Source organism: Tissierella pigra (assembly GCF_018917845.1).
Lineage (GTDB): Bacteria > Bacillota > Clostridia > Tissierellales > Tissierellaceae > Tissierella > Tissierella pigra.
This window is the reverse complement of sequence record NZ_JAHLPJ010000001.1, coordinates 2444703-2470191: the sequence shown is the minus strand read 5'-3', so window position 1 is coordinate 2470191 and position 25489 is coordinate 2444703. Positions and strand designations below refer to the sequence as shown.

Below are 25489 nucleotides of genomic sequence, written 5' to 3'. Positions count from 1 at the left end.
TATGGCAGATTTAGGAATGCCCAAAATAGAAATCATATTTAAAGGATTAGGAGTAAGTGCAGTTCAAAGAGGAAGTAAAGGGATAGCAGTATTAATCATTAAAGATGATACCGATAAGACATTTACATTTAAAGAATATAGAAGCATAGAAGACTTGACATCAGAAGAGTTGCTAAGATATACAGGAGAAAATATAACATATATTAAAGATGTCTTAGAAGGATCACCTAAGAAACTAGTAATAGCAAGAATGGATAATGATGGAGTTTTAGCAGACTTATTAAAAGTTGTAAAAGGTAAGGTGGAAATGAATTGCTGGATTGGTATGGCAGATGCAACAGCAGAGGAAACCAATGACCTAGTAAGTTTTATAAAAGCCAGTGTTAAAAATGATAAAAAAAGATATAAAGGGTTAGTATATAAAGCTGCTTCATCTAATGATATGCACATAGTGAATTTCACTAATGAAAAGGTGATTTTCAAAGATAACAGAGGAGAACAAGATGGAGGTAAGGCTTCTCCATGGTTATTAGGTTATCTTGCAGGTTTATCCTTAGATATGAGTGCCATTGCTAAACCACTGCAGAAGTTTGAAGCTGTAGAAGAACCAGAAGATTTAGATGAAGCTATAAATAAGGGTGAGTTCATTCTTTACAATGATGAAGGTGAAGTTAGAGTTGCGAGAGGTATTACATCACTTATAACTACAGGGCAAGGAATTACTGATGACATGAAGTTTATATTAATAGTTGAAGTTATGGATATGATTTATACAGATATTTACACTACTTGGAAGAATTTTTATAAAGGTAAATATAAAAATTATCTAGACAACCAAATGTTATTAATAGGAGCCATTAATAGTTATTTTAAAGAAATTGCAAATGAGCTCCTACTAGATCCTAACTTCTCAAATAAAGCTATGATAGATATAGAGCAACAAAGGTTAGCAAATATTTCTAAATATGGAGAGGAAGAAGTAAGTACTTGGGATGATGATAAGGTTATGGAAATGACAGTAGGTACTAATGTATTCTTAGATGGAAATATAAAAATATTAAATGCTATGGAAGATTTTAAATTTAAAATAGATATGTAGAAAGGAAGTGGTAGATAATGAGTAAAGGAAATCAATATTGGAATGGTTCTAATGGCAATATCTGGGTCAATGACTCTGAATGGGATAAAGTAAAGAGTTTTGAGGTTAAAATGGTCATAGAGTGGGAAGATGTACCAAATGGAATGACTACAGATAGGGTTTTACTAGGCTATGGTTATGAAGGAAGTTTTAGTTATAGGAAATCCGATAAAAACTATAACAAGGCAATAGATTTGTTGTTTGCTGAGTACGTAGCAGGTAGAGTCCCAGATGTTACCATAATTGGCAAGGCTTTTAATAGAGCAACTGGAAAAACTCAAAGAATTAAGGTAACAAATATAACTTTCGATGAACTTGCTTTACAATCATGGGAAGAAAAGTCTGTTGGGGAAGTAGAAATGCCTTTCAAGGCTAGTGAAGTAGAGATATTACAATAAATTTAAAACGCCTTAGATTGAATCTAAGGCGTTAACTATTTTATAAAAAAGGAGAATTTATATGAATAATAGAACAGTGACTTTAGCTGATATAATAACAAAGAGAAATCAATCTAAAAATGATAAAATGCAGGTTAAATACTATAAAAGTGAAGTTTTAGACACTGAAATAGAAATAAGGAAAATTCCTTTACAGAGATATATGGAATTAAGTGAAAGATTGGCAGAAGATAATATTAATACCATTGATACTATGAATGAAATAATCTATGAATGTTGTCCAATTTTTAAAACTAATACTCAAGAAGCTATGGAAGCCTATGGAGTTGCTGAACCAATTGATTTACCCAGTGTTGTATTAGAGGATCAGTTAAATGAGATAAAAGACATTATCGAAGTAATAAATAGTTTCTATGGTCTAGATAAGATAAAAGATGACGAAGTAAAAAACTAATAGACCAGGATGGATGGCTGCAATGTGTATCCTTCCTGGTAGTTAGAGGACATGAGCTAGAATATTTACTTAATCTAGGATACTTTGAAAAGCTATTTTATATGGAAAGTATAAATAGATATTATGAAGATGAAAGACAAAAATATAGAGCCATGTTAGGAAAGTAGGTGAGAAATTGGTAAAAGAGGAAATAATAGTTATGCTCTCTTTAAAAGATGGGATGTCACAGGCTTTGGTGAGAATTACCAAAAATGTAGATAAAGTCAAAGAAGAAACTAAGAAATCACAAACTCTAATAGAAAAATGGAAAGATAAAAGTGTAAAGGCTATAGATAATGTAATCAAGAAATCAGCTAAAATGGCTAAGGCGAAAGCAAAGGCCTTTGGAGATTTAGCAGTGGATACAGGATTTAAAGGCATGATTGAGCTAGAAAATGCTAGTGTAAAGGTTAAATCTATAGCAGGAAGTTCTTTAGAATTAAACAATATACAGAGTGAGTTATTAAAAAATTCTACTAAAACCGGTGTAGCAGTCAATGAATTAGCAGATGCTCAGTATGCTGCTATTTCTTCTGGTGTAAAGGCAGCAGAAAGCATGGATGCAGCAGTATTATCAAGTAAACTTGCTGTATCTGGATTTACAGATACCAATAGCGCGTTAAAGCTTATGACTAGTACAATGGACGTATATGGGCTTACTGGAACTGAAGCTATGAAAAGTATAAGTGATAAAATGCTAGTAACTCAAAATCTTGGTGGCACATCAATCGGTGAACTAGCCAGTTCCCTAGGATCTGTTACTCCAATAGCAAAATCAGCAGGTATAAGTTTAGATGAGGTATTAGGTGCTGTTGGTTCTCTTACAAAAAGTGGACAGTCTACATCTAAAGCAATGGCAGGACTAGAGGGGATAATGTCTAATGTAATTGAACCCACTGAACAAGCAAAAGATATGGCTAAGAAATTAGGAATAGATTTTAGTGTTAGTGCTATAAAAAGTAAAGGATTTGCTAAGTGGTTAGAAGAAATAAAAGTAAAAACTGGTGGCAGCACTGATGCTATGGATCAGTTATTTGGTGATGTAAATGCCTTAAATGCTGCAATATCTTTAACTAGTGAAAGTGGATTTAATGATTTTAATAATATCCTTGGAGAAGTAATAGATAGTGCAGGTATGACAGATGAAGCTTTTGAAGCTATGACTAATACTATAGGTTTTAAGTTAGATAAACTTAAAAATACGTCTAATAATATATTTACTTCTATGATGAATACTCAATCAGGACTCATAGGTGAATATATAGATAAGATAGAGACATGGTTTACAAACAATGAAGAAAAGATTCAAGGCTGGGTACAATCCATAGGCGATGGAGTTACTAAGGTAGTTGATTTTATAAAAAATGTATTAAGCTTTGTAAAAGAACATGAAAAGCTTATAACCACTATACTAGTATTTATAAGTACTATGTACGCAGTTATAAAAGTTATAGGAGTAGTAGTTTCAGTTATGGGAGCTTGGAAAGAGATTAGTACGGTATTAAATGGGGCTTTAACGATGCCTACCCTAGGATGGTTAGTCTTAGCAATAGGTGCAGTAGTTGCAGCTGGGTATCTTGTATGGAGAAACTGGGAAGCTATAATGGAGTGGTTTATAGGAGTAATCGAAAAGATAAAAAAAGCTTGGAAGGGGTTAATGGAATTCTTAAAAAATCCAGTCAGAGGAACTATAGAGTTATTCAAGAAAAATAAAGAATATGATATAGCTACTAATACTTCACTATCTGAAGATCCAACATTTTCAAAAGGAACAAGCTATTCTCCATCTGGGTGGGCAAGAATCCATGAAGAAGGTGGAGAAATAAGAAAACTATCATCAGGAGAAACTATTATACCTGCTGATAAATCTGAAAGACTTCTTAGAGGTAAAGGTATCGGACAAGATGTAAAAGTAGATGTAACCATAGCAGGCAATGTAATAGGTAATAAGCAATTTGCCAATGAAGTGGGAGAGGAAGTATATAGAAAGGTTAAATTAGCATTAGATAATATCTAGGGGGTGATAGAAAATGGGAGGCAATATAATATTTAGTGCAAATAACAATGAAGAGGTAATGATATTACCTGTGGTGCCAGAAATAGAAATTAATAAATCTCAAAATAATGAACAATTCGAAACTATAAACAATGGAACTATAAACTTAGTAGGTGATGAGGTGATTAGAACATTTTCTATTACATCCATACTGCCTTCTCAAAAGTATAGATGGCTGAAGCCTGGAAGCGTAGCAGAACCTTTTAAGTATGTAGATTTCTTTAATAAATGGAGAGCAAAGAAAGTACCATTTAGAGTCATTACAAGCAAAAGAGATGGAACAGAATGGTTTAACATGGCAGTATTGATAGATAATTTCTCTTATAAGGTTAGAAAAAATGGAGATGTGGAATATACATTAGATTTATCTGAATATAGATTTGTTGGAGGTAATTAAATGGATAATTATATAATAACCCTAATAAAAAATAATGGTTGGAGTTCAGATATAACTAATTTTTGTGGAAATCTCTCATGGAAGGATAGTATAGATACTCTAGGTATGGAATTAAATGTAGAGGCAGTTAGGAATATAGATGATAAGTATATGAAAGGCTATGATTTAATTGAAGTTGGAGATAAGATAATCTTACTTAATAATAACAAAGAATTATTTAGAGGGATTATAGTAGACTTAGGAATTAACAGATATTCAAAATCTATAACAGCCTTTGATTACGCTTTTTATCTAAATCAATCTATGACTATTATTCAATTTAATAAAGTAAATGCAGATGAAGCTATCAAACAGTTATGTAGTAAATTTAATGTTCCTATGGGTAATATAGTATCTATATCTACAGCTATTACTAAAATATATAAAGATAATACTATAGCAGAAATTATAAGGGATATATTAGAACAGGCTACAAATGAATTGGGGACAAACTATAGGCTAGAAATGAGAGAAGGCAAATTATATATAGAAAAATATACTGATTTGATCATAACGCCAAGGTTTAAACCTGCCTCTAATGTAGCTTCTTTAAATCCTTTAAAGACTATAGGAAGTATAAGTAAAAGCGAGTCTATAGCAGATATGAGGAACAGTATATTAATTTCAAGTAATGATGAAAAAAGCAGTCGAGTAATTGCAACAGCTAAAGATGAAAAAAGTATATCTAAATTTGGGCTACTACAGGAAATAGAATCCGTAGATGATAAGGATATAGCCAAAGCTAAGGTAATTGCTCAAAATAAACTTAAAGAGTTGAATAAGATAAAAGAGGATATATCTATTAAACTATTAGGGGATGATAATGTCAGGGCAGGAAGGATATTAGAAGTAGATAATGATACGTTTAAACTAAAAGGACAATATTTAATTAAAGATTGTACACATACGTATCAAAATAGAATCCATACTATGGACTTAACATTAGAGAGGGTGATTTAATATGTGGGACGTAGGATTGGCTCAAATGTTTAAGGAGAGGGAAAATAAGATTAATATAGGTCCCTGTGTAGGTAAAATTGTAGGAGTAAAGCCTTTAAAAGTTTCAATACTAGATGGGCAAGTAATTCTCCAAGAAGAGCATCTATATATCTGTCAAAGCTTAGCAAAAAGAGAATATAAATTAGAGTTAAATGCTGATGGAGATATAGGGGATATTGCCATTACCTCTAAACCCTCTAATCCTCTAATTTCATTCAACATAAGTGAGAAAGAAAAAACCAAATTGACACTATACTTTGAATTAAAACAAGGTGATGAAGTGTTAATTATACCTGCCGAAAACCAGCAGGTATTTTTTATAGTAGATAAGATCCAAAAGGTAGGTGATTAAGTGTTTCCCAAATTGGATTTAGACAATATTGTAGAAGAATTACAATTTGAAGAAAAAAAGAATGAAGGTAAAACATTTTTATTTGATTTTGAAAAAGGAGATTTTGTAATTAAGGATGGCAGACTTGTAGAGGTAGAAGGAAAAGAAGCTATAAAAATTTGGATAGAAAAAATACTAAGAACTGAAAAATTCAAGTTTGAAGTATACAAAGCAGATGAGAATATTAACGAGTACGGTACAACTATAAAGAAATTAATTCAAGGAAAAAAAGTACCACAATTCTTTCTACAATCTGAACTAAAGAGAGAGATAGAGGAAGTATTAAAGAGACATAGTGAAATTGACAGAATAAAAGACCTTAGGACAGAGCAAGAAGTAGCCACCCTTAGAATATATTTCACAATAATATTAAAAAATGGAGAAACCTTCAACCAGGAGGTGAATTTTTAATTGGAAAATAGAGAAGAAATACTAAAAAGAATATTAAGCCATATTCCAGATAAATACGATAAATCAGAAGGATTATTCCCTTACGATTTCTCTAAAGCTACAGCTATAGAATTTGAAAATAAAAATAGAGGAATACAGGAAGTCGCAAATAAGCTAGACATAGAAAATCTATCAAGGGAGGAATTGGAAAGATTTATACATCAACGTACAGGAATAACTAGAAAACTAGCAACAAAAGCAAAAACTATGGTAACAATATCAGGTCAAGAAGGTGCAAGAATTTCTAAAGATGATTTTGTAGGATCCGATACAGTAAACTTTATATCTACAGAGGATAAAACAATTGATGATATGGGGCAAATGACAGTGTTGGTAGAATGTGAAGTACCCGGCACCATAGGTAATGTTCCTGCAAGAGCAATAAAATACTTTCCCATTAGTATTGCAGGATTAACAAATGTGACTAACCTTGAATCAGTAAAAAATGGTTATGATGCAGAAAGTGATTTTGACTTAAGACAAAGATACTACGAAAGAATACGTATTCCTGCAACATCAGGAAATAAATATCATTACCTAAATTGGGCAAAAGAAGTGGTGGGTGTAGGTGATGCTAGAGTTATTCCTCTTTGGAATGGGGATAACACAGTAAAGGTAATAGTAATAGATAGTAATAAAAAACCTGCTAGTGAGGATCTGATTAGTAGAGTGCAAGAATATATAGACCCTAAGGGTGAATATATAAATAATAGATGGGCAACTTGGGGGACAGGAGCAGGACAGGCTCCCATAGGTGCATTTTGTACTGCAATATCTGCCGCAAGTAAAGATATTAATATATCTGCTACAATAACTAAAGATGAAAGTTATCTTCTAGAACAGATAAAATCTAATATAGAAGAAAATATAACTAATTATTTAAAAGAAATAGCATTTAAAAAGAACTTAGTATCTTATGCCCAAATAGGTTCTTTAATATTAAATGTAGATGGAGTATTAGACTATATGGATTTAAGAGTTAATGAAGGATTAGAAAATATCATAATAAACAATGAAGAAGTAGCTATACTAGGTGAGGTGATGTTAAATGAGTAGATTATTAGAATATCTACCGATTTATGAAAGATCCTCCATAGTATTTCAAGAGATATTAAATTCTGAACAAATGGAGTTTGATAGATTAGGGCTGAATATAGAAGATTTGGAGAAACAGTTTTTTATAGATACTGCCACTTGGGGGCTTGCTATATATGAGAAAGAATTGAAGCTGCCTATTAGACCTAAAAAGATTTTAGAAGAGCGAAGAAGTCTTATAAAGTCCAAAATGAGAGGTATGGGGAAAGTAGATTTAGCAATGATTAAATCTATAATTGAAGCCTATACAAGAAGCACAGCAGACATAATATTTGACGGAAGAATTAATATTAAATTTACTAATGAAGGGACTATAACATTAAATATAAGTGATATGTTTAATGCAATTGAAGAAATAAAACCTGCTCATTTAGATTATGATATTACTTTAAACTATAAACAGAAATTGAGTGAAATCTATATAGCAAGTGCTTTAATTGCAGGTGAAGAAATAACAGTATATCCTTATTCACCTAAAGAACTATTATCAAAAGGTAATATTTACATTGCAACAGGAAGCAACACAGGATTAGAGAAAGTAATAATATATCCTAGAAAGGAAGTGATTTAAATGGTAGAACAATTTTATACGATAACTACCCAAGTAGGTAAAGCAAAAATAGCAAATGCTAGTGCATTAGGTAATAAAATAAACTTTACACATTTTGCGTTAGGTGATGGTAATGGAGGTTACTATAATCCTACGGAAACTCAAACAGCATTGAAAAAAGAGGTCTGGAGAGGAAACATAGGGCAAATTGTAGTAGATGAAAATAACCCAAGTTGGATAGTATTAGAAACTATTATACCTGCTGACGTAGGTGGTTTTACTATTCGTGAAGCAGGAGTATTTGATGATGAAGGTAATCTATTAGCAATAGGTAAATATCCTGAAACATACAAACCATTACTTGAAAATGGAAGTGCTAAGGATTTATATATTAGAATGATTTTGGAAGTAGCAAATACATCTGTAGTTAATCTAAAAGTAGATCCTTCTATTATATTAGCAACTAAAAAAGATATAGATATTTTAAGTAATAGGATTACCAAGAATGAAATCGATATATTAAAGAATAAAAGTGACATAGCGGAATTAAAACAAGGCTCTACTACAATAGAAGACTTACAAACAGAAAATAAGACTTTAGCAGGTGCAATAAATGAGTTAGAAAAAAGCAAGGCAAGTAAAGATTATGTTAGAGATTATACTGATAGCCAAATCACTCTAGTAACTGAAACAGGTATCCCAAAGCTAAATGTATATGAATATATATTTGATAATATTGAAATAGGAACTACTGAAATACAAATTCCCCTTGAAACATTCGATAAGGCTACAGATACAGTAAAATTATATATAAATGCTATTCCTAGAGATAGTGACTTCTTTAATATTATAGATAATAAAATTATTTTGAATCAAGGATTGCAGCAAGTATCAAAAATTACGCTGGAAGTATGGAAGAATGTTCCGATAGGTCAAGAAGGGTCTGTCTCAGGCATAGTCATAGCACCTGATTCTCTGCCTCAGAATAGAGTTCATGGGTTAGTTGATTTGAGTGAGAAAACAACTAAATTTCAATCAGAATATTTAGTGCAAGTTGCTAAAGGTACAGAAAATGATATAGAAATAACTACCGATGGAGATTTTCAATATATACAAGGAAATAGACTAATGTTCCAAGCGGCTAAAGATAGTACAGGAGCGGTATCTATAAATATAGATGATAAAGGGCAAGTACCTTTAAAAAAAATAACTCTTGAAGATGTATCAATCAAAGCAAATAAAGTATATGAAATATTTTATAATGAAAGTGATAATTGTTTTTTTCTGTTAGCTAGTGCAGAGGGTGATGCAGTTGCTGAAAATGTACTAGCAGGAAAAATATTCAGCAATGATGATGATACTGGTATATTAGGAGTCATGCCCAATCGTGGTGCAGTAAATATTACACCTAGTCAATCAGACCAAGTTATAGCAAATGGTTATCACAATGGAGCAGGAAAAGTGCTAAAGGTCCCAGTACCAGTAGCAAATGTATTAACAGGAACTACAATAGCAGGAGCTGCTGGAACAATGCCTAATCGAGGAGCACTAGCACAGACATTAACTACTCAAGGTGGGCACTATAATATACCTGCTGGATATTATAGTGGTGGTAGTATTAAGGCACAATTTACTAATTTGATTGCTGATAATATTAAGAAAGGCGTTAATGCTGGAGGCGTGGTCGGGATATTAGAACCGTTAGGTAATATAGTTGTAACAGAGATGAATGGGTTTACACCTTTAGCTGGAAGCAGTGTAATTTTTCCTGGGAAATTACTAGCTGTTGTTATGGCTTTTGAAACTTCATATTGGCCAAGTAGTGGGGGAAAAAGATCTACGACATATGTATTTCATTGTAATGCTACCGAACTCCCATTTAGTAGAGATTTTAACGTGGATGGTGATGAATATCGAGTTAGATTTGAGGTGATAAATAATACTGCTACTATTAAAAGCACTAAACTAAAAGATGGGGGGAGTGATTCTGCAAGAATAGAACACTATATTCGAATAATATCTACAACATAGAAAGGAATGATAAAAAAGAAACCAAATTATTATGCAGGATAAAAGATAAAATATATAAGGAGTGATTTTATGAGTAATGGATTAATAACTAGACAGGAACTAGGACAAGAGTTAAAAGAAGAAATTGATAAGATTAATGTTTTAACAGCATTACCAACTACAACAGGTGTAGCAAATGCCTATTCTGTAACTATTGCAGGATTATTAAATTTAATACCTGGTTTAAAAGTAACTGTAAAATTCCATCAAGCTAGTAATGGGGCAAGTACATTAAATATCAATGAATTTGGTGCTATAAATATAATAAAGCCTGGTGGTAGAAGCCCAAACTTAAAAGCAGGAGGAATTTATTCACTAGTACATGATGGCGTAAATTTTCAATTACAGGGTGAAGGGGGTGAGTATGGAACAGCCTTAGCAAGTGATGTACTAACTGGAAAGACAATAGGTACAGAAGATGGAATAATATCTGGAACAATGCCAAATCGTGGTGCAGTAAATATTACACCTAGTCAAGCAGACCAAACAATAGTAAATGGATTCCACAATGGAGCAGGAAAGGTGCTAAAAGTTCCAGTACCAGTGGCAAATGTATTAACAGGAACTACAATAGCAGGAGCTGCTGGAACTATGCCAAACAGAGGAGCGCCAGCACAGACAATAACTACCCAAGGAGGACAGTATAATATACCTGCAGGTTACTATAGTGGGGGTAGTGTTAAGGCACAGTTCGCTAATTTGGTTGCAGGAAATATTAAGAAGGGTGTAAATATTGGAGGGGTTGCTGGGAATTACGAGCAAGGTATGCAGTTAAAAAGATTTACAGGATCTGCCACACTTAGAGGTGGCAGTAAAGGGACAACTACAACGATAGTAACTGGTATTCAATCTGATTCTGTGTTTGTAATACTGGAGGATTATAGCTCTGGAGTTCAGCGCCGGACCACGTATTTCATTCAGAAAGGAAGTAAAGTGACCCTAATGGATAATCAGTATGGCAAACGCTGGATAGAATTTACATCTGGAGGTACCCTAAGATTTTACTCGGAAGATCATATGAGTGATCAAGATTGGGGAACTAGTGATGATGTTAGGGTATATTTTGAAGGCTGTTATAGTGCTCTAGTATAAATTTAATAAGGAAGGATAAAATGAAATTAAACTATTATGAAAAATCAAAAGAAGATAACGTATGTATAGAAATTGTATCTACATCTAGAAACCTAAAAGGTGTGAAGGGGTATGTATCTATAAAAGGTTAAGAACATTAGAGCAAGTACCAGCAACTTGGATAGAAAAAGTAGAAAAGCTTATTGAGCAATAAGATTTTATATAAACTAAATAACTGAAAGATCAATAGACTAGACGATAGGCTTTTTTTATTCCCTTTCTTATTAACTAGAAATCTAGGATATTAATTCATATACTGGTATATTAAGTAAGTTGAAACAGGCTTTTTCTTAAGATATACTACTTACAGGGAGGTAATATGTATATGAAATTAAAAAAGTTTATTAGTATTATTGTTATTTCTATATTATCCATATCTTTAATTTCTTGTTCAAACTTAAATAGCAAAGAGGAAGTAGGAAACAATGAAAATAAAGAGGAAGTACAACATAATGAAAATCAGGGAAAAGTGAAGCCTAATAAAAAACGAGATGAGAATCTAACTGATGAATTAGTAAAGGAAGAAGAAGTTTATGATGGGCAAATTTATTTTCAGGATGATTGGGTAATAGGAGCAATAAGTATTGAAGATGGAGTTCCAGAAGAAAAAGGAAAAGAAATAGCTCAAAAATATGCTGAGAAGTTAAAGGAAAAATATAAAGACAAAAAAGTTAATGTCCAAGCAGTTCAAGACGGAAAGAATATAGCTAATATAGAATTATAATGAGAGAGAGCCACGTTATTTCGTGGCTTTTTCTTTTTTTATGGAATTTTGGAGGTGTGATATGAATTATGAAGTTATAGAGATGAAAATCAATGAACATGATGAAAAATTATTAGAACTAGATAAAAGATTAGATAAGAATGATAGAGAAAATGCTGAATTTAAAATACAGATAAAACATCTTTGTGAGACAATTCAAGGACTTACAACCACCATGAGGTGGTTTATAGGGCTATTCGCAGGAGCTTTTGTAAGCTTCTTTTTTTATGCAGTTCAACAAATATTATTTAAATAGAAAGGGGATTTAATAATGGAATATGGAGGAATAGCAATAATACCTTTATTAATAGGTATTTTAGAGGTGTTTAAGAAAGTAGGCTTAAATGAAAGATATATACCTGTAGTATCAGTAGTACTTGGAGTAGGAATAGGCATAGGATTATTTGGAAATGGGGACATGAAAACTGGATTAGTACAAGGTATATTCATGGGATTATCAGCAGTAGGACTATACTCAGGAACTAAAAACACATTAGAAAGATAAGGAGCGATTTTGTAATGAAAGTATTTTTAGATGCAGGACATGGAGGTAAAGATCCCGGAGCATTAGGTAATAGTCTTAAAGAAAAAGATATAGCATTATCAGTAACATTAAAAATAGGAGAAATACTTAAAAGACATAATATAGAAGTGCTATATTCAAGGACTACAGATGTATTCTTAGAACTATCAGAACGTACTAATTTAGCAAATAAAGCTAATGTAGATATGTTTATATCTATACATTGTAATGCTGCTGGAAACATAAACGGTAAAGGTGTAGAAACATTTAGTTATCCTAATAGTTCTAAAGGTATTGTTTTAGCAAAATGTATTCAGGACAGCATATTACAAAGTAAAGTTTATACACTAGACAGAGGAATAAAAACAGCTAATTTTGCAGTGCTAAGACAAAGTAATATGCCGTCTGCCTTAGTAGAGTTAGCTTTTATTACTAATGCTGATGATGCTAAAATCTTAAAAGATAAGCAAGAAGAATTAGCATTAGCAGTAGCAAAAGGAATTTTCAATTACTCAGGAATTAAATATATTGAAAAAACTAAAGAACTGGATTGTAGCCCATGGGCTGTAGATGCTATGGAGTGGGCAATGAAATTAGGTCTAACTGATGGAACTAATCCAAAAGAACCTATTTCATTAGAAAGATTTATTACAATATTATATAGGCATAGTAGGCTCTAGAGTAATGATATGATACTTCCAAAGTAGACAGTTTAATTAATCAAAATTAGATTATCTACTTGGAGGTGTTTTTTTATTTTTTAAAGTAGTTTAAAATAAATGTAGAAATATATAATTAAATCTTATATAAAAGGTGATAAATTATATTAAAAAAGTTTATTTTTATATAGGGATTTATTATATTTTTCTACATAAATTGACAAATCTCACTTTACGAGGAACGGATGTTCTGATATAATTTAGTAAAGGGGGAATTTTATATGTTAACTGAAAGAGAATCACAGGTATTAAATATAGTAGATAACTACATTAAGGAAAATGGTTATGGTCCTAGTGTTAGAGAAATAGGGAGTATGATGGGACTTAAATCAAGCTCTACTGTACATAAATATTTAAAGAATTTAGAATTAAAAGGATTCATTGAAAGAAAAGAGAATTTTCCTAGGGCATTGAGAATTATTAAATCAGAAAATTAATTATGGTCTTTCGTTATTTAGATAGAAAAATGATCTAATTATCCTGCTATATTTAACAAAAGTATAGGGTAGTAAAAGACAGGAAAGTTATATATGATTATTCTAAATTAGTATTTAAAAGTTAAATTTAAAAACATTGTGGAGGGTTGGTATGAAGAAAGTAATATATGTAATTACTAGTGTTATGGCTTCTGGAAAATCAACTGTTGCTGAAGCTTTGGCAAAATAATTTATGTAAAGAAAGACTAAAAAACAGTTTTTAGGCTAATATACACTTATAGGTAGAAGTATCTGGCTTTGTAAATATGGTTATCCCTATCACAATAAATATTTTTGAGAATATATTATATACATACAGGAAAACTAAATAGGGAGTGATATTATGTCTAAAATTAGAAGAATTTTTCCAGGAGGGAATACGGCTAACGGATTCTGCTCTTTTCATGATAATATAATATCTGAAGATAGAAACCAATTATATATATTTAAAGGTATGCCAGGTGGAGGAAAATCATCTTTAATGAAAGATATGGCAGAAAGAATGATTGAAAAAGGATATAGTATTGAATATCATCATTGTCCGTCAGACCCAAGTTCAATTGATGCCATAGTCATAGATGAATTAAAGATATGCTTATTAGACGGAACAGATCCACACAGCATAGACCCTAAATATCCCGGAATAACAGATAAGATAATAGATTTAGCACAATTCATAGATAAGAGTAAAATATTGAAAAAAAAGGATGATATAGTGGAGGCTAAGAAAAATAATAAAATAGCCTATAAAAGAGCATTCAATTATTTTAAAGCTGCAAAGATTATTCATGAGGGTATAGTAGATGATAATAAAAGAATGATAGATATAAAAGGGTTAAATAATGAGACTATAAATTTAATAGATAGAGTATTTAGTAAGGAGCCTATAGAAATAAATTCAAATGGATTTAAAGAGAGACGTTTGTTCTCTACTGCCTATACACCAGAAGGATTTGTAGATTATACAGATACCATATTAGAATGGATAACAGATATATACTATATCAATGGAGAAATAGGAACAGGCAGGTCTATGTTATTAGATAGACTATTGGTGGAAAGCAGAATTAGAAATTATGAAGTAGAAATATATTATAATGCTTTAATACCAGAGAAAATCGAAAGCTTATATATTAAAGAGTTAGATACCATAATAACATCTAATAAACATGGAAAAACTAAAGGAAATACAATAATAGATTTAAACAAATATCTAGACAGTAACAATATAAACAAAGAAGATATGAATATGTTTAATTTACTAGTAGAAAAAGGAACAATAGATTTAAACGGTGCTAAGGAAAACCATTTTATACTAGAAAAGGCCTATAAGCCATCTGTTGATTTTAGCTGTATAAATAGAATTAGAGAAGAAATATATAATGAAATATTGACCTATATATAATAAAAGGTGGCAAAATGCCACCTTTTATTATAACCAATAGTAAAGTGCTACTTTTATCTTTATTTACTTTAGAACTATATATCAATGAGTTTCAACAAAAGCTACCCTAAAATTTTAAATATATAGATAGATACTTTTACTATATACATTCTTTAATTTTAACAAAAAAGCTATTAAGTAAATTCTCTAAATCTTCAAGAGAACAACCACCTTGAATTGTTTGAGGGCTTCCTCCACCTTTGATGTTGAATTCTTCAGATACATCTTTCAATATATTTTTAAGGTTTATGTCAAATTCTTTAGGTATATTTATTAGGAATTGTCCTTTTTCTTCATAAATAGAACCATAAAGTTGAATAAGTGTATTAGAATTGCTTAAGTAATTGGATATAAGGCTTATTTCTTTAAGGTCCATATTATCAAATATTTTAGAAATGAAAGAAGTATTATTGATTTTAAATGAATGTCTCAACAAATCTTCACCTTTATAAATACAAATATCTTCACGTAAGGATTTATTAGTTTTTTCAAGGTCTTCTTTTTGGGCATATAATATCTTTACTTTTTCCAATACATCTAAATCTTTAGAAGATAAAAATAGTCCAATATCATTTATCATTTTATTTTTCCATCTATAATCATATAAGGCTCTGTTACCACATACAAATTCAATTCTGATATTTCCCTTATATTTTTCCCATTTTCTTATTTTTATAATTCCTATTTCTCCAGTACTCCTTAAATGAGTACCAGCACAGGGGGAAAAATCTATATTATCGATTTCAACAATACGAATATTAGAATTTACAACAGGTTGCTTTCTTACTGGAATTTTTTCTATATCAGTTTTTTCTATATAGTAAGATTTAATTTCAAAATTTGAAGCTATTACTCTATTGGTATAAATCTCAATTTTTTCTGTCTCATAATCTGTTAATTCTGGTAAAGTAACATCTATATATACATAATCTTGCCCTATATGAAATCCTACAGTTTCACCATTATATAATTTATAAAAAGCAGCAGACAAAAGGTGTTGACCAGTATGTTGCTGCATATTATCTAACCTATTTTCCCAATCTATAGTAAGTATGACTTTATCACTATGAATATTATCCTTAGTTACATGGATTATATCTAAATTATCTTCATATACATCCACTACATCAACACCATTTATGGTTCCTTTATCCTTTGGCTGTCCACCAGAAAGGTGAGGATAAAAAATAGTTCTATTAAGTTTTATATAATATTTGCCATCTTTATAGATTTTATCAACTATTCTAGCGTCTATTTCTCTTAAATAAGGATTATCTAAATAAAGTTTATAAGTCAATTAACAATCATTCCCTTCAACATTATATATAATATAATAACATAAAAAAAATAAAATCATAATAAAATATTGGCTAATTATGTTATAATCATATAAAAGAATGGGAGTGATATTATGCCAGATGGTAGTATGTTAGTGCTTTTAGGAGTAATGCTTATGATTTGGAGTTTAAATAGAATACATAGAAAAAAATAAGCTGGAGGCTTTTATGAAAAGACCTTTTGTGTTTATAACAATTCCATTTATATTGGGGATAGTATTCTCTTATTACATTGAAATAAGACTTATAACAATACTTATATTCCTTTTCTTTATTTTAATTTTATATATAATAAATTTTTCAAAAGATAAGTCCAACAACATATTTCTCCTATTAATATTATTTACATTTGGAATAATTTTGGCTAAATATAATTTAAATAATAGCTTTTTAATATCAAAAGAAGGAGAAGAATTTTTACTAAGGGGAATAGTAGATGATGTTGTTTGGAAAGAAGAGGGAGAAGGAAAATATATAGTCGAAATTAATAGAGTAGGAAATTTTAATATAAAAGAAAAAACAGTATTAAAAATAAGAGGAGATAAACAGGTTTCATTGGGAGATAAGTTAATATTTAAAGGGAAAATAAATGTACCTTTGGAAAACACTAATCCTATGCTATTTAACTATAAGAGAAGCTTATTATCAAATAAGCTATACACAACAATAAATATTAATGATTATTCTATATTAGAAATAGAAAGAAATGATATACCACTAAAGTATAAGATGAAACTTAAATTCAAGGAAAGAATAGAAAACCTATTTAACAGTAATTTAAGTGAGGAAAATAGTTCCTTAATGAAAAGTATAGTCCTTGGAGAATATAATTATTTAGATGAAAAGAATATATCAAAATATAGAGATTTAGGACTAGCACATATATTGGCAGTGTCAGGATTACATATAGGAATCATATCTAGTTTTTTAGTCTATATATTTTCTCACTTAGGTATAAAAAGAAAAATAAATATATTCATGACTCTTATAATTATTTGGTTTTATGGATACCTTATAGGCTTTCCCCCATCTTTACTTAGAGCAAATATAATGTTTAGTATAATATTTATTGGCCAAGCAATGGCTGAACCATATGATTCAATTAACAGCTTGTTTTTTGCTATGCTTATTTTACTTATTATAAATCCGATGTGGATATTTAACCTTGGATTTCAGTTGTCTTTCTTAGCAAGTTTTTCTATAATCTATTTTACACCTAAAATTAAACATATATTTTATTTATATAAAAATAAGCTGACCTATACATTATCAGGACTATTAGCAGTACAAATAGGATTATTTCCAGTACAAGCTTATTATTTCAACAAAATATCCATTATGGGTATATTGGCAAACCTAATTATTGCACCTATATTATCATTTTCTTTAATTATAGGAGCCGTTATGGTGGGGCTATCTTATTCACTAGATATTTTTATTCCATTCTTAGGAAAAATACTGAACTTAATTTTATCCATACAATTTAGATTAATAGATATACTTTATAAATTTCCTTTTGGAATAATAAAGTATCATTCACCAAGTATAGGAGAATTTATTTTATATTATATTTTTATACTTATTTTATTTAAGGTGATTAAGGTAAATAAAATAAGTTTTAATTTACAGAGGATTATTATATATTATTTAGTATTTTTTCTAGTATTTAATTTTATAATACTGTTAAATGATAAATCCGTAAACATCCATTTCATAGATGTGGGGCAGGGAGATGGAATTCTTATTCAAACTAATAGGGATAATTATTTAGTGGATACAGGTGGTAATATAATGGATTCTTTTGATATAGGAAAGAATATTACTTTACCATATTTAGAGAAAATAGGGGTAAATAAGATTAAGGGAGTTTTTATAACACATTTTGATGAAGATCATTGTAAATCCTTACCATTACTAATGGAAAATATCAAAATAAAAAATATTCTTTTATCTTATGAAAATCATGGAAATAAAACATATGATGAAATAAAAAATAAAAATATTCCAATAAAAATACTAAAAGAAAATGATTTGATTTATTTAGACAATAATACATATATAAAGGTTTTAAGTCCTAATGAAAGCATAATTAGAAATGGATTTACTGAAAATAATAAATCCTTGGTATTTATACTTTCTAATTATAATAAAAACATACTTTTTACTGGTGATATAGAAAAGGAAGTGGAATTGGAATTATTTTCTAAAATAGAAGATAATATAGATATAATAAAAGTTCCACATCATGGAAGCAATACTTCTTCAACAGATGAATTTTTAGAAGTAATACAGCCTTCTACAGCTATTATTTCTGTGGGGAGAAACAACCTCTATGGTCATCCAAGAAATGAAGTATTAGAACGATATATAAGTTATGGAACTGAAATATATAGAACTGATACCATGGGAAGAATTAAGGTAGTTTTAAATAAAGGTGATATAAAAATAGAATCCTTTATAAAAGAAAAACCAGATTCAATAGATTTTTTAAATACGAATTTCTTTTATATTATTTTTTATATAATATATTATTTATTATCTTATATTTTAATAAAATTTTATTTATATTTAGAAGGAGAGCTAAAAACCAATGAATTATAATGAATTTATGAATTGTATAAAGAAAGAAAATATTCTTCCTGTGTATTTCTTTAGTGGAAGTGAAGAATATCTAATGAAAGAAGCAGTAGAATCCTTAAAGGATAAATATATTGATAAATCCTTTGAAACTTTGAACTATGTAATTATAGACAGAAAAGAAAAAACCTTTGATGATATATTAAATGCTTGTGAAACACTACCATTTATGTCAGAAAAGAAATTAGTAGTCATAAAGGATATTAGTGAGATTATGGAAAATGACTTAAATGGATTGGATAAAGTATTAAGCTCCTATGTTGAAAACTTAGATTCCTACCTTTGTCTAATAATAATGGATAGATCTAATAATTTTAAAAGAACTACGAAACTATATAAGACAATCAACAAATTAGGTGGAGTAGTTGAATTTAATAGCTTAAAAGGTAAAGAATTAAATACATGGATAGAGGATAGATTTAAAAAGAATAACAAAAAAATATCTACTTCAAATGTAAGTTATTTCATTCAGCAATCCAGTTATAGTGATTATAATAGCACAAAGACACTTTATGATTTAGAAAATGAACTAATGAAAGTAGTTGATTATACATCTGGTGATGAAATAAATAGAGATGCTATTGATACTGTTCTAACTCAAACTTTAGACACAAATATATTTAATCTGCTAGGAAATATAAGTAAGAAAAACAGCGAAGAATCCTTAAAAATATTTAATGAAATGTATATATCAGGTGAACCTGTTCAAAAAATCTTGTCAATGATTATTAGACAAGTAAGGCTAACTTTAGGTTATAAGCTATATAGAGAAAAAGGATATGTGGATGGGGAGATTGGAGAAAAATTAGGGATTAAAGCCTTTGAGTTAAAAAAAATAGGAAGGGAATCCAGTAATTTTACTGAAGAACAGTTAAATAAAGCTTTAAGTTATATACTAGAGTTGGACATAAAACAAAAGACTAGCTCTCATGATGAAAAACTAGCCATTGAAATGCTTATTGTTAACTTATCTTATAAAATGTAGATACAAATGAAAAAACTTCGGCTCACCGAAGTTTTATCTACATTGCATTATTTAATTTCTTCGTTAAGCGACTAACTTTTCTAGATGCACTATTCATATGAATAATGTCCTTATGAGCAGCTCTCTTTAATTTTTTATCAATGGCTTTAAGTAATGTTTTTGCCTCATCAAAATTTCCATTATCAATAGCTGTATCAAATTTCTTAATATATGTTTTAATTTCAGATTTTTTAGACTTATTCATAGCTGTTCTTTTTTCCGTAATAAGAATTCTTTTCTTAGCAGATTTAATATTTGCCAATAGTTTCACCTCCTCATATCTAACAAAAAATATTTTATCACGAAGAAGTATAAATTGCAAGGATATTTAGCATTATAATGGACAAAAATATAAAATAGGATAAAAAAGAATATTAGAGAGGAGAATTGAATTGTTCCAGATTAGAACTGATTTAGCAGTGGAAAATAGAGAATTATATAAACAAGAAGAAAAAAGTCAAGAAGAAGGAATTAGTATAGAAAAAGAGGAAAATGATTCCTATACAGTTACAAGAATAAAGGTTTTAAATAAAGAAGGCAGCTTAAATATAAAAAAACCCGTAGGAACTTATATAACATTAGATGTACCAAAGCTAAATAAAACAGATGAAGATTTAAAAGATGAGATTTCACAGGCATTAGCAAAGGAGATAAAGGGAATAGCAAAAACTAAAGAGGATACAAAGATCTTAATTGTAGGATTAGGAAATTGGAATATTACTCCTGATGCCTTGGGACCAAAAGTAGTAGAAAGAGTTTTAGTCACTAGACAATTTTTTGTTAATTATAACAAAGAAATAGATGAAACTGTAGCTAATGTGGCAGCTTTGTCCCCTGGAGTAATGGGCATAACAGGAATAGAAACTGGAGAGATAATAAAAGGAGTAGTTGAAAAAGTAAGACCCGATTTAGTAATAGCCATAGATGCACTAGCATCAAGAAAGATGGATAGGGTTTCTACTACAATCCAACTTTCTGATACAGGTATAAATCCAGGAGCGGGTGTTGGAAATAATAGAATGGAGCTGAATGAAAGGACCTTGGGAGTACCAGTTATTGCCATAGGAATACCAACAGTGGTAGATGCAGCTACTATTGTAAATGATACTCTAGATTTAATAATAGAGTCTTTAAAGAAAGAGGCAGAAGTAGGTTCCGACTTTTATGATTTATTGTCTCAAATATCATCAGAAGAAAAATATTCTTTAATTCAAGAAGTATTAAATCCTTATATGAAAAATGTCATAGTAACCCCTACTGACATAGACGCTGTAGTTGATGATTTGTCCATAATAGTTGCCAATGGTTTAAATATGGCATTGCATCCAGGTATAGACTTAAAAGATGTAAACAGATATATTAGGTAAATAAGATTTAGAATATTTGACTCCCTTTAAGAATATAATGCTTGTATTGAAAGTATATTAGGGAGTGTTGATATGAGAAGAACAAATAAGTTAGATTATATTATTTTGGCATTGACATGCTTGATAGTTCTGAATCTTGGTGCTATAATCCTTGGATTATATTCATCAAAGGAGCCTAATAATTTAAGTCAAGAGAAATTCAAACTATCTAATATAATTAATATGTCCAATATGTCCTTTGAATCAGTAAAAAAGGCGATGAATTCTTTATTTTCAATGGGAAATAGATTAAATAAACATAAGGATTCTTTAGAAACAGGAATTATCCCTTTAGAGTCTGAAGAAATAGGAGAAGATGTAAATGAAGAACATGATACTTCTCATGATACGATTATAGAAAATTTAGATGAATACGAATCCTTAATAATAGTTAAGGATTCATCAGGTATTCATATGGTAGAAAATATTCCAGAGCCTTTAATGATAAATAAGGTTAAAGTTAATAAGGAAAAGCCATATATTTTAATTTATCATACTCATGCTACTGAAAGCTATAGTTTAGCCAAGGCAGGTAATTATAGAAGTACAGATAAAAAGAATAATATAGTAGGAGTGGGAAGTATAATATCTACTGTTTTAGAAGCCAATGGTCATAAAGTAGATCATGTAGAAACATCCCATGACCTTCCATCTTATAATCAATCTTATTCTAGAAGTTTAAAAACTATTGTGAATAAAAAAGCTGAATCTGATAATTTGAAAATATTATTAGATGTACACAGAGATGGTATTGATGTAGATAAGATTGCTAATATAGAAAGTGTGAGAGAAAAATCTAGAATTGAAATAGATGGTAAGTCTGTAGCAACATTTTCTTTAGTAGTAGGACCAGATTCTGAAAATAAAGAACAAGTTCTTAGTTTCGCAAAATACGTTAAGGCAGTATCAGACAATTTATATCCAGGCTTATGTAAAGGTATAATAATAAAGAAATATGGCAAATATAACCAATATCTATCAGATTATTCAGCTCTAATAGAAGTAGGATATAATATTAATACTTTGGAGGAAGCTACTGAAGGTGCTAAGTTAATAGGAAATATTCTTTCTGTAGTTTTAAATAGTATAGTAGAAGAATAGACTTTCCTAAATTTTCAAAGTCTGATATAATATATTTTATTGGAAATCAGGAGGTTATACAATATGGAAGAAAATAATAAAGAAGTAAAAAACGAAACTATAGAATGGATAAAAAGTATTGTCACTGCAGTTATTATTGCTTTATTAATTAAAACTTTTGTTTTTAATACTACTTATGTATTGGGTAACTCCATGTACCCTACATTACACGAAAAGGACAGACTATTTGCAAATAAAGTTTCATTATATTTTCATGGGCCATCAAGGGGCGATGTAATCGTGTTAAAGGCTCCAGATGCACCAGATAAAGATTATATAAAAAGAGTAATAGGTATAGCAGGAGATATAGTTGAGATAAAAGATGGTAAGGTATATGTAAATGAAACTATGTTAGAGGAAAACTATATAAGTAGTGAAGCCTATACCCATATATATGAAGAAAGCATTTGGGAAGTGCCGGAGGGGTCAGTATTTGTACTAGGAGATAACAGAGACGAAGGAGCTTCTAAAGATAGCCGTTATTTTGGATGTATATCTATTAAAAGTATTAAAGGTATAACAGGATTTAGATATTTTCCTGTTGATAGCAGATTTGGCAAGATAAAATAATAGTATAATATATACAAAAAATGGATAATCTAATCTTGGTGATAATATGGAAACGAGATTAGAGAGAAATAAAAGATATAAAAAACAAAGGCGTATAGAAAGAGTAAAAAGAATATATATATTGATTTTACTTATATTTTTAGTATTGGGAATAGAAATAGTAAACCAAAATATTGTAGAACTTAATTGTCTAGAAAATCCCAATATCTTTAGATTCTCTGTAGAAACAAAAACTTTAGATTTCTTTGGGAAATCTTATACAATTGATTTTAATTATTTAATAAATTTACTAAAAGACCAGTTTCTGGTCTTTTAGTTTTACATAATAGAGAATATTTGCTATAATTGTTTAGAGTTATCTTGAAACTTCATAAGGAGGAAAAGTATGGAAAAAAGGAAACAACAAAATATAAGAAATTTTTCGATTATTGCCCATATAGACCATGGAAAATCTACTTTGGCAGATAGATTAATAGAAAAAACTGGAATGCTGACTTCAAGAGAAATGCAAAGCCAAGTTTTAGACAATATGGACCTAGAAAGGGAAAGAGGTATAACCATAAAGTTAAAAGCAGTAAGACTAGTTTATAATGCTAAAGATGGAGAAGAATATATACTAAATCTAATAGATACCCCTGGCCATGTGGACTTTACCTATGAAGTCTCAAGGTCTTTAGCTGCTTGTGAAGGTGCTGTACTAGTAGTGGACGCTACTCAAGGAATTGAAGCTCAAACTTTAGCTAATGTATATTTAGCACTAGATCAAGACTTGGAAATTTTACCAGTCGTAAATAAAATAGACTTGCCAAGTGCAAGACCAGAGGAAGTAAAAAAAGAAGTAGAAGATATTATAGGGATAGATTGTGAAGAAGCACCACTTATATCTGCAAAAGAAGGACTAAACATTGAAGATGTATTAGAGAGCATAGTAAAATATGTACCTGCACCAAAGGGAGATGTCAATGCACCATTAAAGGCACTTATATTTGACTCCTATTATGATAGTTATAAGGGTGTTATTTGTTATATAAGAGTATATGAAGGTACTATAAAGCCTGGTATGGAAATAAAAATGATGTCAACAGGAAAATCCTATGAAGTAGTAGAAGTAGGTGTAAATACATCAAGACATATAACTTTAGATAAACTAGAACCAGGAGATGTAGGTTTTGTAACGGCAAGTATAAAAAATGTAAAGGATGCTACAGTAGGAGATACTATAACAGGTGCAGACAATCCAACTAATGAGCCTCTGCCAGGTTATAAGAAAGTTATACCAATGGTTTATTGTGGAATATATCCTGCAGAGGGAGAAGATTTTAACACAGTTAGAGAAGCTCTTGAAAAACTACAGGTAAATGATGCAGCATTGGATTTTGAACCTGAAACATCTGTTGCTTTAGGATTTGGCTTTAGATGTGGCTTCTTAGGGCTCTTACACATGGAAATAATTCAGGAAAGATTGGAAAGAGAATTCGACTTAAACATAATAACTACTGCACCTTCAGTTATATACAAAATAACAAAAACTACAGGAGAAGTTGTGGAAATACAAAATCCATCTAATCTTCCTCCATTGACAGAAATAGAATATATGGAAGAACCTATTGTAACAGCTAATATAATGACTCCTACAGACTATGTAGGTGCAATAATGGAGCTTTGTCAAAACAAAAGAGGAACTTTCTTAAATATGGAGTATTTAGAAGAAAAAAGGGTTGTACTTCATTATGAACTACCTTTAAACGAGGTAATCTACGATTTCTTTGATGCACTTAAATCAAAGACTAGAGGATATGCTTCTTTAGATTATGATTTAAAAGGATACCAGCAATCGAAACTTGTGAAAATGGATATTCTTATTAATGGAGAATTAGTAGATGCCTTCTCCTTAATAGTTCATGAGGAAAAGGCATATGAAAGAGGAAGAAATATAGCAGAAAGATTAGTAGATGTTATACCAAGGCATCAGTTTGCAGTACCTATTCAAGCTACCATAGGTTCAAAAATAATAGCAAGAGAGACCATAAGGGCCCTTAGAAAAGATGTACTTGCTAAATGTTATGGTGGAGATATATCGAGGAAGAAGAAATTACTAGAGAAACAAAAAGAAGGTAAAAAGCGTATGAGACAAATTGGTTCAGTTGAAGTTCCTCAGGAAGCATTTTTAACTGTTCTAAAATATGATGAAAAATAATCTATGGAACGGTTTCTACCGTTCCTAAATTAATTTTAGGAGGAAA

At 30.0% G+C, this 25489-nt stretch carries 26 protein-coding genes and 1 pseudogene; 25 read left to right on the top strand and 2 right to left on the bottom strand.

Annotated features, from left to right (window positions below; all coding sequences use genetic code 11):
• Position 1 precedes the first annotated feature (1 nt).
• The 18 genes and pseudogenes from KQI41_RS12100 (at position 2) to KQI41_RS12015 (ending at position 15093) form a co-directional block, all read left to right on the top strand.
• On the top strand, positions 2-1099 hold the full coding sequence (locus KQI41_RS12100; RefSeq protein WP_216585379.1) for a phage tail sheath C-terminal domain-containing protein: 1098 nt from the start codon (positions 2-4) through the stop codon (positions 1097-1099).
• A 17-nt stretch (positions 1100-1116) separates the two neighbouring features.
• The gene (locus KQI41_RS12095) at positions 1117-1536 is read left to right on the top strand and encodes a phage tail tube protein (protein ID WP_154442779.1); all 420 of its coding nucleotides are present in this window, start codon (positions 1117-1119) and stop codon (positions 1534-1536) included.
• Between the two features lie 61 nt (positions 1537-1597).
• Complete coding sequence (locus KQI41_RS12090) at positions 1598-1990, top strand: hypothetical protein (RefSeq protein ID WP_216585378.1); 393 nt, start codon at positions 1598-1600, stop codon at positions 1988-1990.
• A 175-nt stretch (positions 1991-2165) separates the two neighbouring features.
• Entirely contained in the window at positions 2166-4046 is a 1881-nt protein-coding gene (locus KQI41_RS12085) for a phage tail tape measure protein (RefSeq protein ID WP_216585377.1), read from the top strand.
• A 13-nt stretch (positions 4047-4059) separates the two neighbouring features.
• Entirely contained in the window at positions 4060-4482 is a 423-nt protein-coding gene (locus KQI41_RS12080; protein ID WP_154442776.1) for a phage baseplate protein, read from the top strand.
• Positions 4483-5481, top strand: a complete 999-nt coding sequence (locus tag KQI41_RS12075) for an XkdQ/YqbQ family protein (RefSeq protein ID WP_216585376.1) — start codon at positions 4483-4485, stop codon at positions 5479-5481.
• Between the two features lie 25 nt (positions 5482-5506).
• Positions 5507-5872 carry a DUF2577 family protein gene (locus tag KQI41_RS12070; RefSeq protein ID WP_216585375.1) on the top strand — a complete coding sequence of 122 codons (366 nt, stop codon included), beginning with the start codon at positions 5507-5509 and terminating at the stop codon, positions 5870-5872.
• Positions 5873-6322, top strand: a complete 450-nt coding sequence (locus KQI41_RS12065; protein WP_216585374.1) for a contractile injection system sheath initiator — start codon at positions 5873-5875, stop codon at positions 6320-6322.
• The gene (locus KQI41_RS12060; protein ID WP_216585373.1) at positions 6323-7417 is read left to right on the top strand and encodes a baseplate J/gp47 family protein; all 1095 of its coding nucleotides are present in this window, start codon (positions 6323-6325) and stop codon (positions 7415-7417) included.
• Positions 7410-8027 carry a putative phage tail protein gene (locus KQI41_RS12055; RefSeq protein WP_216585372.1) on the top strand — a complete coding sequence of 206 codons (618 nt, stop codon included), beginning with the start codon at positions 7410-7412 and terminating at the stop codon, positions 8025-8027. The genes KQI41_RS12060 and KQI41_RS12055 overlap by 8 nt, the downstream gene beginning before the upstream one ends.
• A pseudogene (locus KQI41_RS19405) lies at positions 8028-8465 on the top strand (phage tail protein); the annotation flags it as partial. It lies immediately after the preceding gene.
• Positions 8466-10106: 1641 nt separating this feature from the next.
• The gene (locus tag KQI41_RS12045; RefSeq protein ID WP_216585370.1) at positions 10107-11168 is read left to right on the top strand and encodes a hypothetical protein; all 1062 of its coding nucleotides are present in this window, start codon (positions 10107-10109) and stop codon (positions 11166-11168) included.
• Between the two features lie 364 nt (positions 11169-11532).
• On the top strand, positions 11533-11931 hold the full coding sequence (locus tag KQI41_RS12040) for a hypothetical protein (protein ID WP_216585369.1): 399 nt from the start codon (positions 11533-11535) through the stop codon (positions 11929-11931).
• Positions 11932-11992: 61 nt separating this feature from the next.
• Positions 11993-12226, top strand: a complete 234-nt coding sequence (locus KQI41_RS12035; protein ID WP_216585368.1) for a hemolysin XhlA family protein — start codon at positions 11993-11995, stop codon at positions 12224-12226.
• Positions 12227-12241: 15 nt separating this feature from the next.
• A complete protein-coding gene (locus KQI41_RS12030; RefSeq protein ID WP_216585367.1) occupies positions 12242-12475 on the top strand; it encodes a phage holin family protein in 234 nt (77 codons plus the stop codon).
• A gap of 14 nt (positions 12476-12489) precedes the next feature.
• Positions 12490-13173, top strand: a complete 684-nt coding sequence (locus KQI41_RS12025) for an N-acetylmuramoyl-L-alanine amidase family protein (RefSeq protein WP_216585366.1) — start codon at positions 12490-12492, stop codon at positions 13171-13173.
• A 260-nt stretch (positions 13174-13433) separates the two neighbouring features.
• Positions 13434-13649, top strand: coding sequence for a LexA family protein (locus KQI41_RS12020; RefSeq protein WP_216585365.1), 216 nt, complete (start codon positions 13434-13436; stop codon positions 13647-13649).
• Between the two features lie 382 nt (positions 13650-14031).
• Positions 14032-15093 carry an ATP-binding protein gene (locus tag KQI41_RS12015; RefSeq protein WP_216585364.1) on the top strand — a complete coding sequence of 354 codons (1062 nt, stop codon included), beginning with the start codon at positions 14032-14034 and terminating at the stop codon, positions 15091-15093.
• A 139-nt stretch (positions 15094-15232) separates the two neighbouring features.
• On the opposite strand, the gene KQI41_RS12010 is transcribed toward KQI41_RS12015, so the two are convergent.
• Positions 15233-16429, bottom strand: a complete 1197-nt coding sequence (locus tag KQI41_RS12010; RefSeq protein ID WP_154442210.1) for an alanyl-tRNA editing protein — start codon at positions 16427-16429, stop codon at positions 15233-15235.
• A 208-nt stretch (positions 16430-16637) separates the two neighbouring features.
• Here KQI41_RS12010 and KQI41_RS12005 point away from each other — a divergent pair, with 208 nt between their 5' ends.
• Together KQI41_RS12005 and holA are read left to right on the top strand one after the other, a co-directional pair.
• The gene (locus KQI41_RS12005; RefSeq protein WP_216585363.1) at positions 16638-19070 is read left to right on the top strand and encodes a DNA internalization-related competence protein ComEC/Rec2; all 2433 of its coding nucleotides are present in this window, start codon (positions 16638-16640) and stop codon (positions 19068-19070) included.
• Positions 19060-20091 carry a DNA polymerase III subunit delta gene (gene holA, locus KQI41_RS12000; RefSeq protein ID WP_216585362.1) on the top strand — a complete coding sequence of 344 codons (1032 nt, stop codon included), beginning with the start codon at positions 19060-19062 and terminating at the stop codon, positions 20089-20091. Before KQI41_RS12005 ends, holA begins: the two co-directional genes overlap by 11 nt.
• Positions 20092-20128: 37 nt before the next feature.
• Here the strand turns inward: holA and rpsT are convergent, their stop codons facing one another.
• Positions 20129-20392 carry a 30S ribosomal protein S20 gene (gene rpsT / locus KQI41_RS11995; protein WP_154442204.1) on the bottom strand — a complete coding sequence of 88 codons (264 nt, stop codon included), beginning with the start codon at positions 20390-20392 and terminating at the stop codon, positions 20129-20131.
• Positions 20393-20522: 130 nt separating this feature from the next.
• Here rpsT and gpr point away from each other — a divergent pair, with 130 nt between their 5' ends.
• The 5 genes from gpr to lepA all read left to right on the top strand — a co-directional run bounded on the left by gpr (position 20523) and on the right by lepA (position 25443).
• A complete protein-coding gene (gene gpr / locus KQI41_RS11990; RefSeq protein ID WP_216585361.1) occupies positions 20523-21497 on the top strand; it encodes a GPR endopeptidase in 975 nt (324 codons plus the stop codon).
• A 72-nt stretch (positions 21498-21569) separates the two neighbouring features.
• Positions 21570-22637, top strand: coding sequence for a stage II sporulation protein P (gene spoIIP, locus KQI41_RS11985; protein ID WP_216585360.1), 1068 nt, complete (start codon positions 21570-21572; stop codon positions 22635-22637).
• Positions 22638-22700: 63 nt separating this feature from the next.
• Positions 22701-23246: a signal peptidase I gene (lepB, locus tag KQI41_RS11980; protein WP_216585359.1), complete on the top strand. Its 546-nt coding sequence runs from the start codon at positions 22701-22703 to the stop codon at positions 23244-23246.
• Between the two features lie 46 nt (positions 23247-23292).
• Complete coding sequence (locus KQI41_RS11975; RefSeq protein WP_216585358.1) at positions 23293-23562, top strand: hypothetical protein; 270 nt, start codon at positions 23293-23295, stop codon at positions 23560-23562.
• A 69-nt stretch (positions 23563-23631) separates the two neighbouring features.
• On the top strand, positions 23632-25443 hold the full coding sequence (gene lepA, locus KQI41_RS11970) for a translation elongation factor 4 (protein ID WP_216585357.1): 1812 nt from the start codon (positions 23632-23634) through the stop codon (positions 25441-25443).
• The last annotated feature ends 46 nt before the right edge of the window (positions 25444-25489 follow it).

What these genes read in the sequence shown, in the direction of transcription:
- KQI41_RS12100 (WP_216585379.1), top strand. Translation starts at nt 2, where the DNA reads ATGGCAGATTTAGGAATGCCCAAAATAGAAATCATATTTAAAGGATTA.
- KQI41_RS12095 (WP_154442779.1), top strand. Translation starts at nt 1,117, where the DNA reads ATGAGTAAAGGAAATCAATATTGGAATGGTTCTAATGGCAATATCTGG.
- KQI41_RS12090 (WP_216585378.1), top strand. Translation starts at nt 1,598, where the DNA reads ATGAATAATAGAACAGTGACTTTAGCTGATATAATAACAAAGAGAAAT.
- KQI41_RS12080 (WP_154442776.1), top strand. Translation starts at nt 4,060, where the DNA reads ATGGGAGGCAATATAATATTTAGTGCAAATAACAATGAAGAGGTAATG.
- KQI41_RS12075 (WP_216585376.1), top strand. Translation starts at nt 4,483, where the DNA reads ATGGATAATTATATAATAACCCTAATAAAAAATAATGGTTGGAGTTCA.
- KQI41_RS12070 (WP_216585375.1), top strand. Translation starts at nt 5,507, where the DNA reads ATGTTTAAGGAGAGGGAAAATAAGATTAATATAGGTCCCTGTGTAGGT.
- KQI41_RS12055 (WP_216585372.1), top strand. Translation starts at nt 7,410, where the DNA reads ATGAGTAGATTATTAGAATATCTACCGATTTATGAAAGATCCTCCATA.
- KQI41_RS12045 (WP_216585370.1), top strand. Translation starts at nt 10,107, where the DNA reads ATGAGTAATGGATTAATAACTAGACAGGAACTAGGACAAGAGTTAAAA.
- KQI41_RS12040 (WP_216585369.1), top strand. Translation starts at nt 11,533, where the DNA reads ATGAAATTAAAAAAGTTTATTAGTATTATTGTTATTTCTATATTATCC.
- KQI41_RS12035 (WP_216585368.1), top strand. Translation starts at nt 11,993, where the DNA reads ATGAATTATGAAGTTATAGAGATGAAAATCAATGAACATGATGAAAAA.
- KQI41_RS12030 (WP_216585367.1), top strand. Translation starts at nt 12,242, where the DNA reads ATGGAATATGGAGGAATAGCAATAATACCTTTATTAATAGGTATTTTA.
- KQI41_RS12025 (WP_216585366.1), top strand. Translation starts at nt 12,490, where the DNA reads ATGAAAGTATTTTTAGATGCAGGACATGGAGGTAAAGATCCCGGAGCA.
- KQI41_RS12020 (WP_216585365.1), top strand. Translation starts at nt 13,434, where the DNA reads ATGTTAACTGAAAGAGAATCACAGGTATTAAATATAGTAGATAACTAC.
- KQI41_RS12015 (WP_216585364.1), top strand. Translation starts at nt 14,032, where the DNA reads ATGTCTAAAATTAGAAGAATTTTTCCAGGAGGGAATACGGCTAACGGA.
- KQI41_RS12005 (WP_216585363.1), top strand. Translation starts at nt 16,638, where the DNA reads ATGAAAAGACCTTTTGTGTTTATAACAATTCCATTTATATTGGGGATA.
- holA (WP_216585362.1), top strand. Translation starts at nt 19,060, where the DNA reads ATGAATTATAATGAATTTATGAATTGTATAAAGAAAGAAAATATTCTT.
- spoIIP (WP_216585360.1), top strand. Translation starts at nt 21,570, where the DNA reads ATGAGAAGAACAAATAAGTTAGATTATATTATTTTGGCATTGACATGC.
- lepB (WP_216585359.1), top strand. Translation starts at nt 22,701, where the DNA reads ATGGAAGAAAATAATAAAGAAGTAAAAAACGAAACTATAGAATGGATA.
- KQI41_RS11975 (WP_216585358.1), top strand. Translation starts at nt 23,293, where the DNA reads ATGGAAACGAGATTAGAGAGAAATAAAAGATATAAAAAACAAAGGCGT.
- lepA (WP_216585357.1), top strand. Translation starts at nt 23,632, where the DNA reads ATGGAAAAAAGGAAACAACAAAATATAAGAAATTTTTCGATTATTGCC.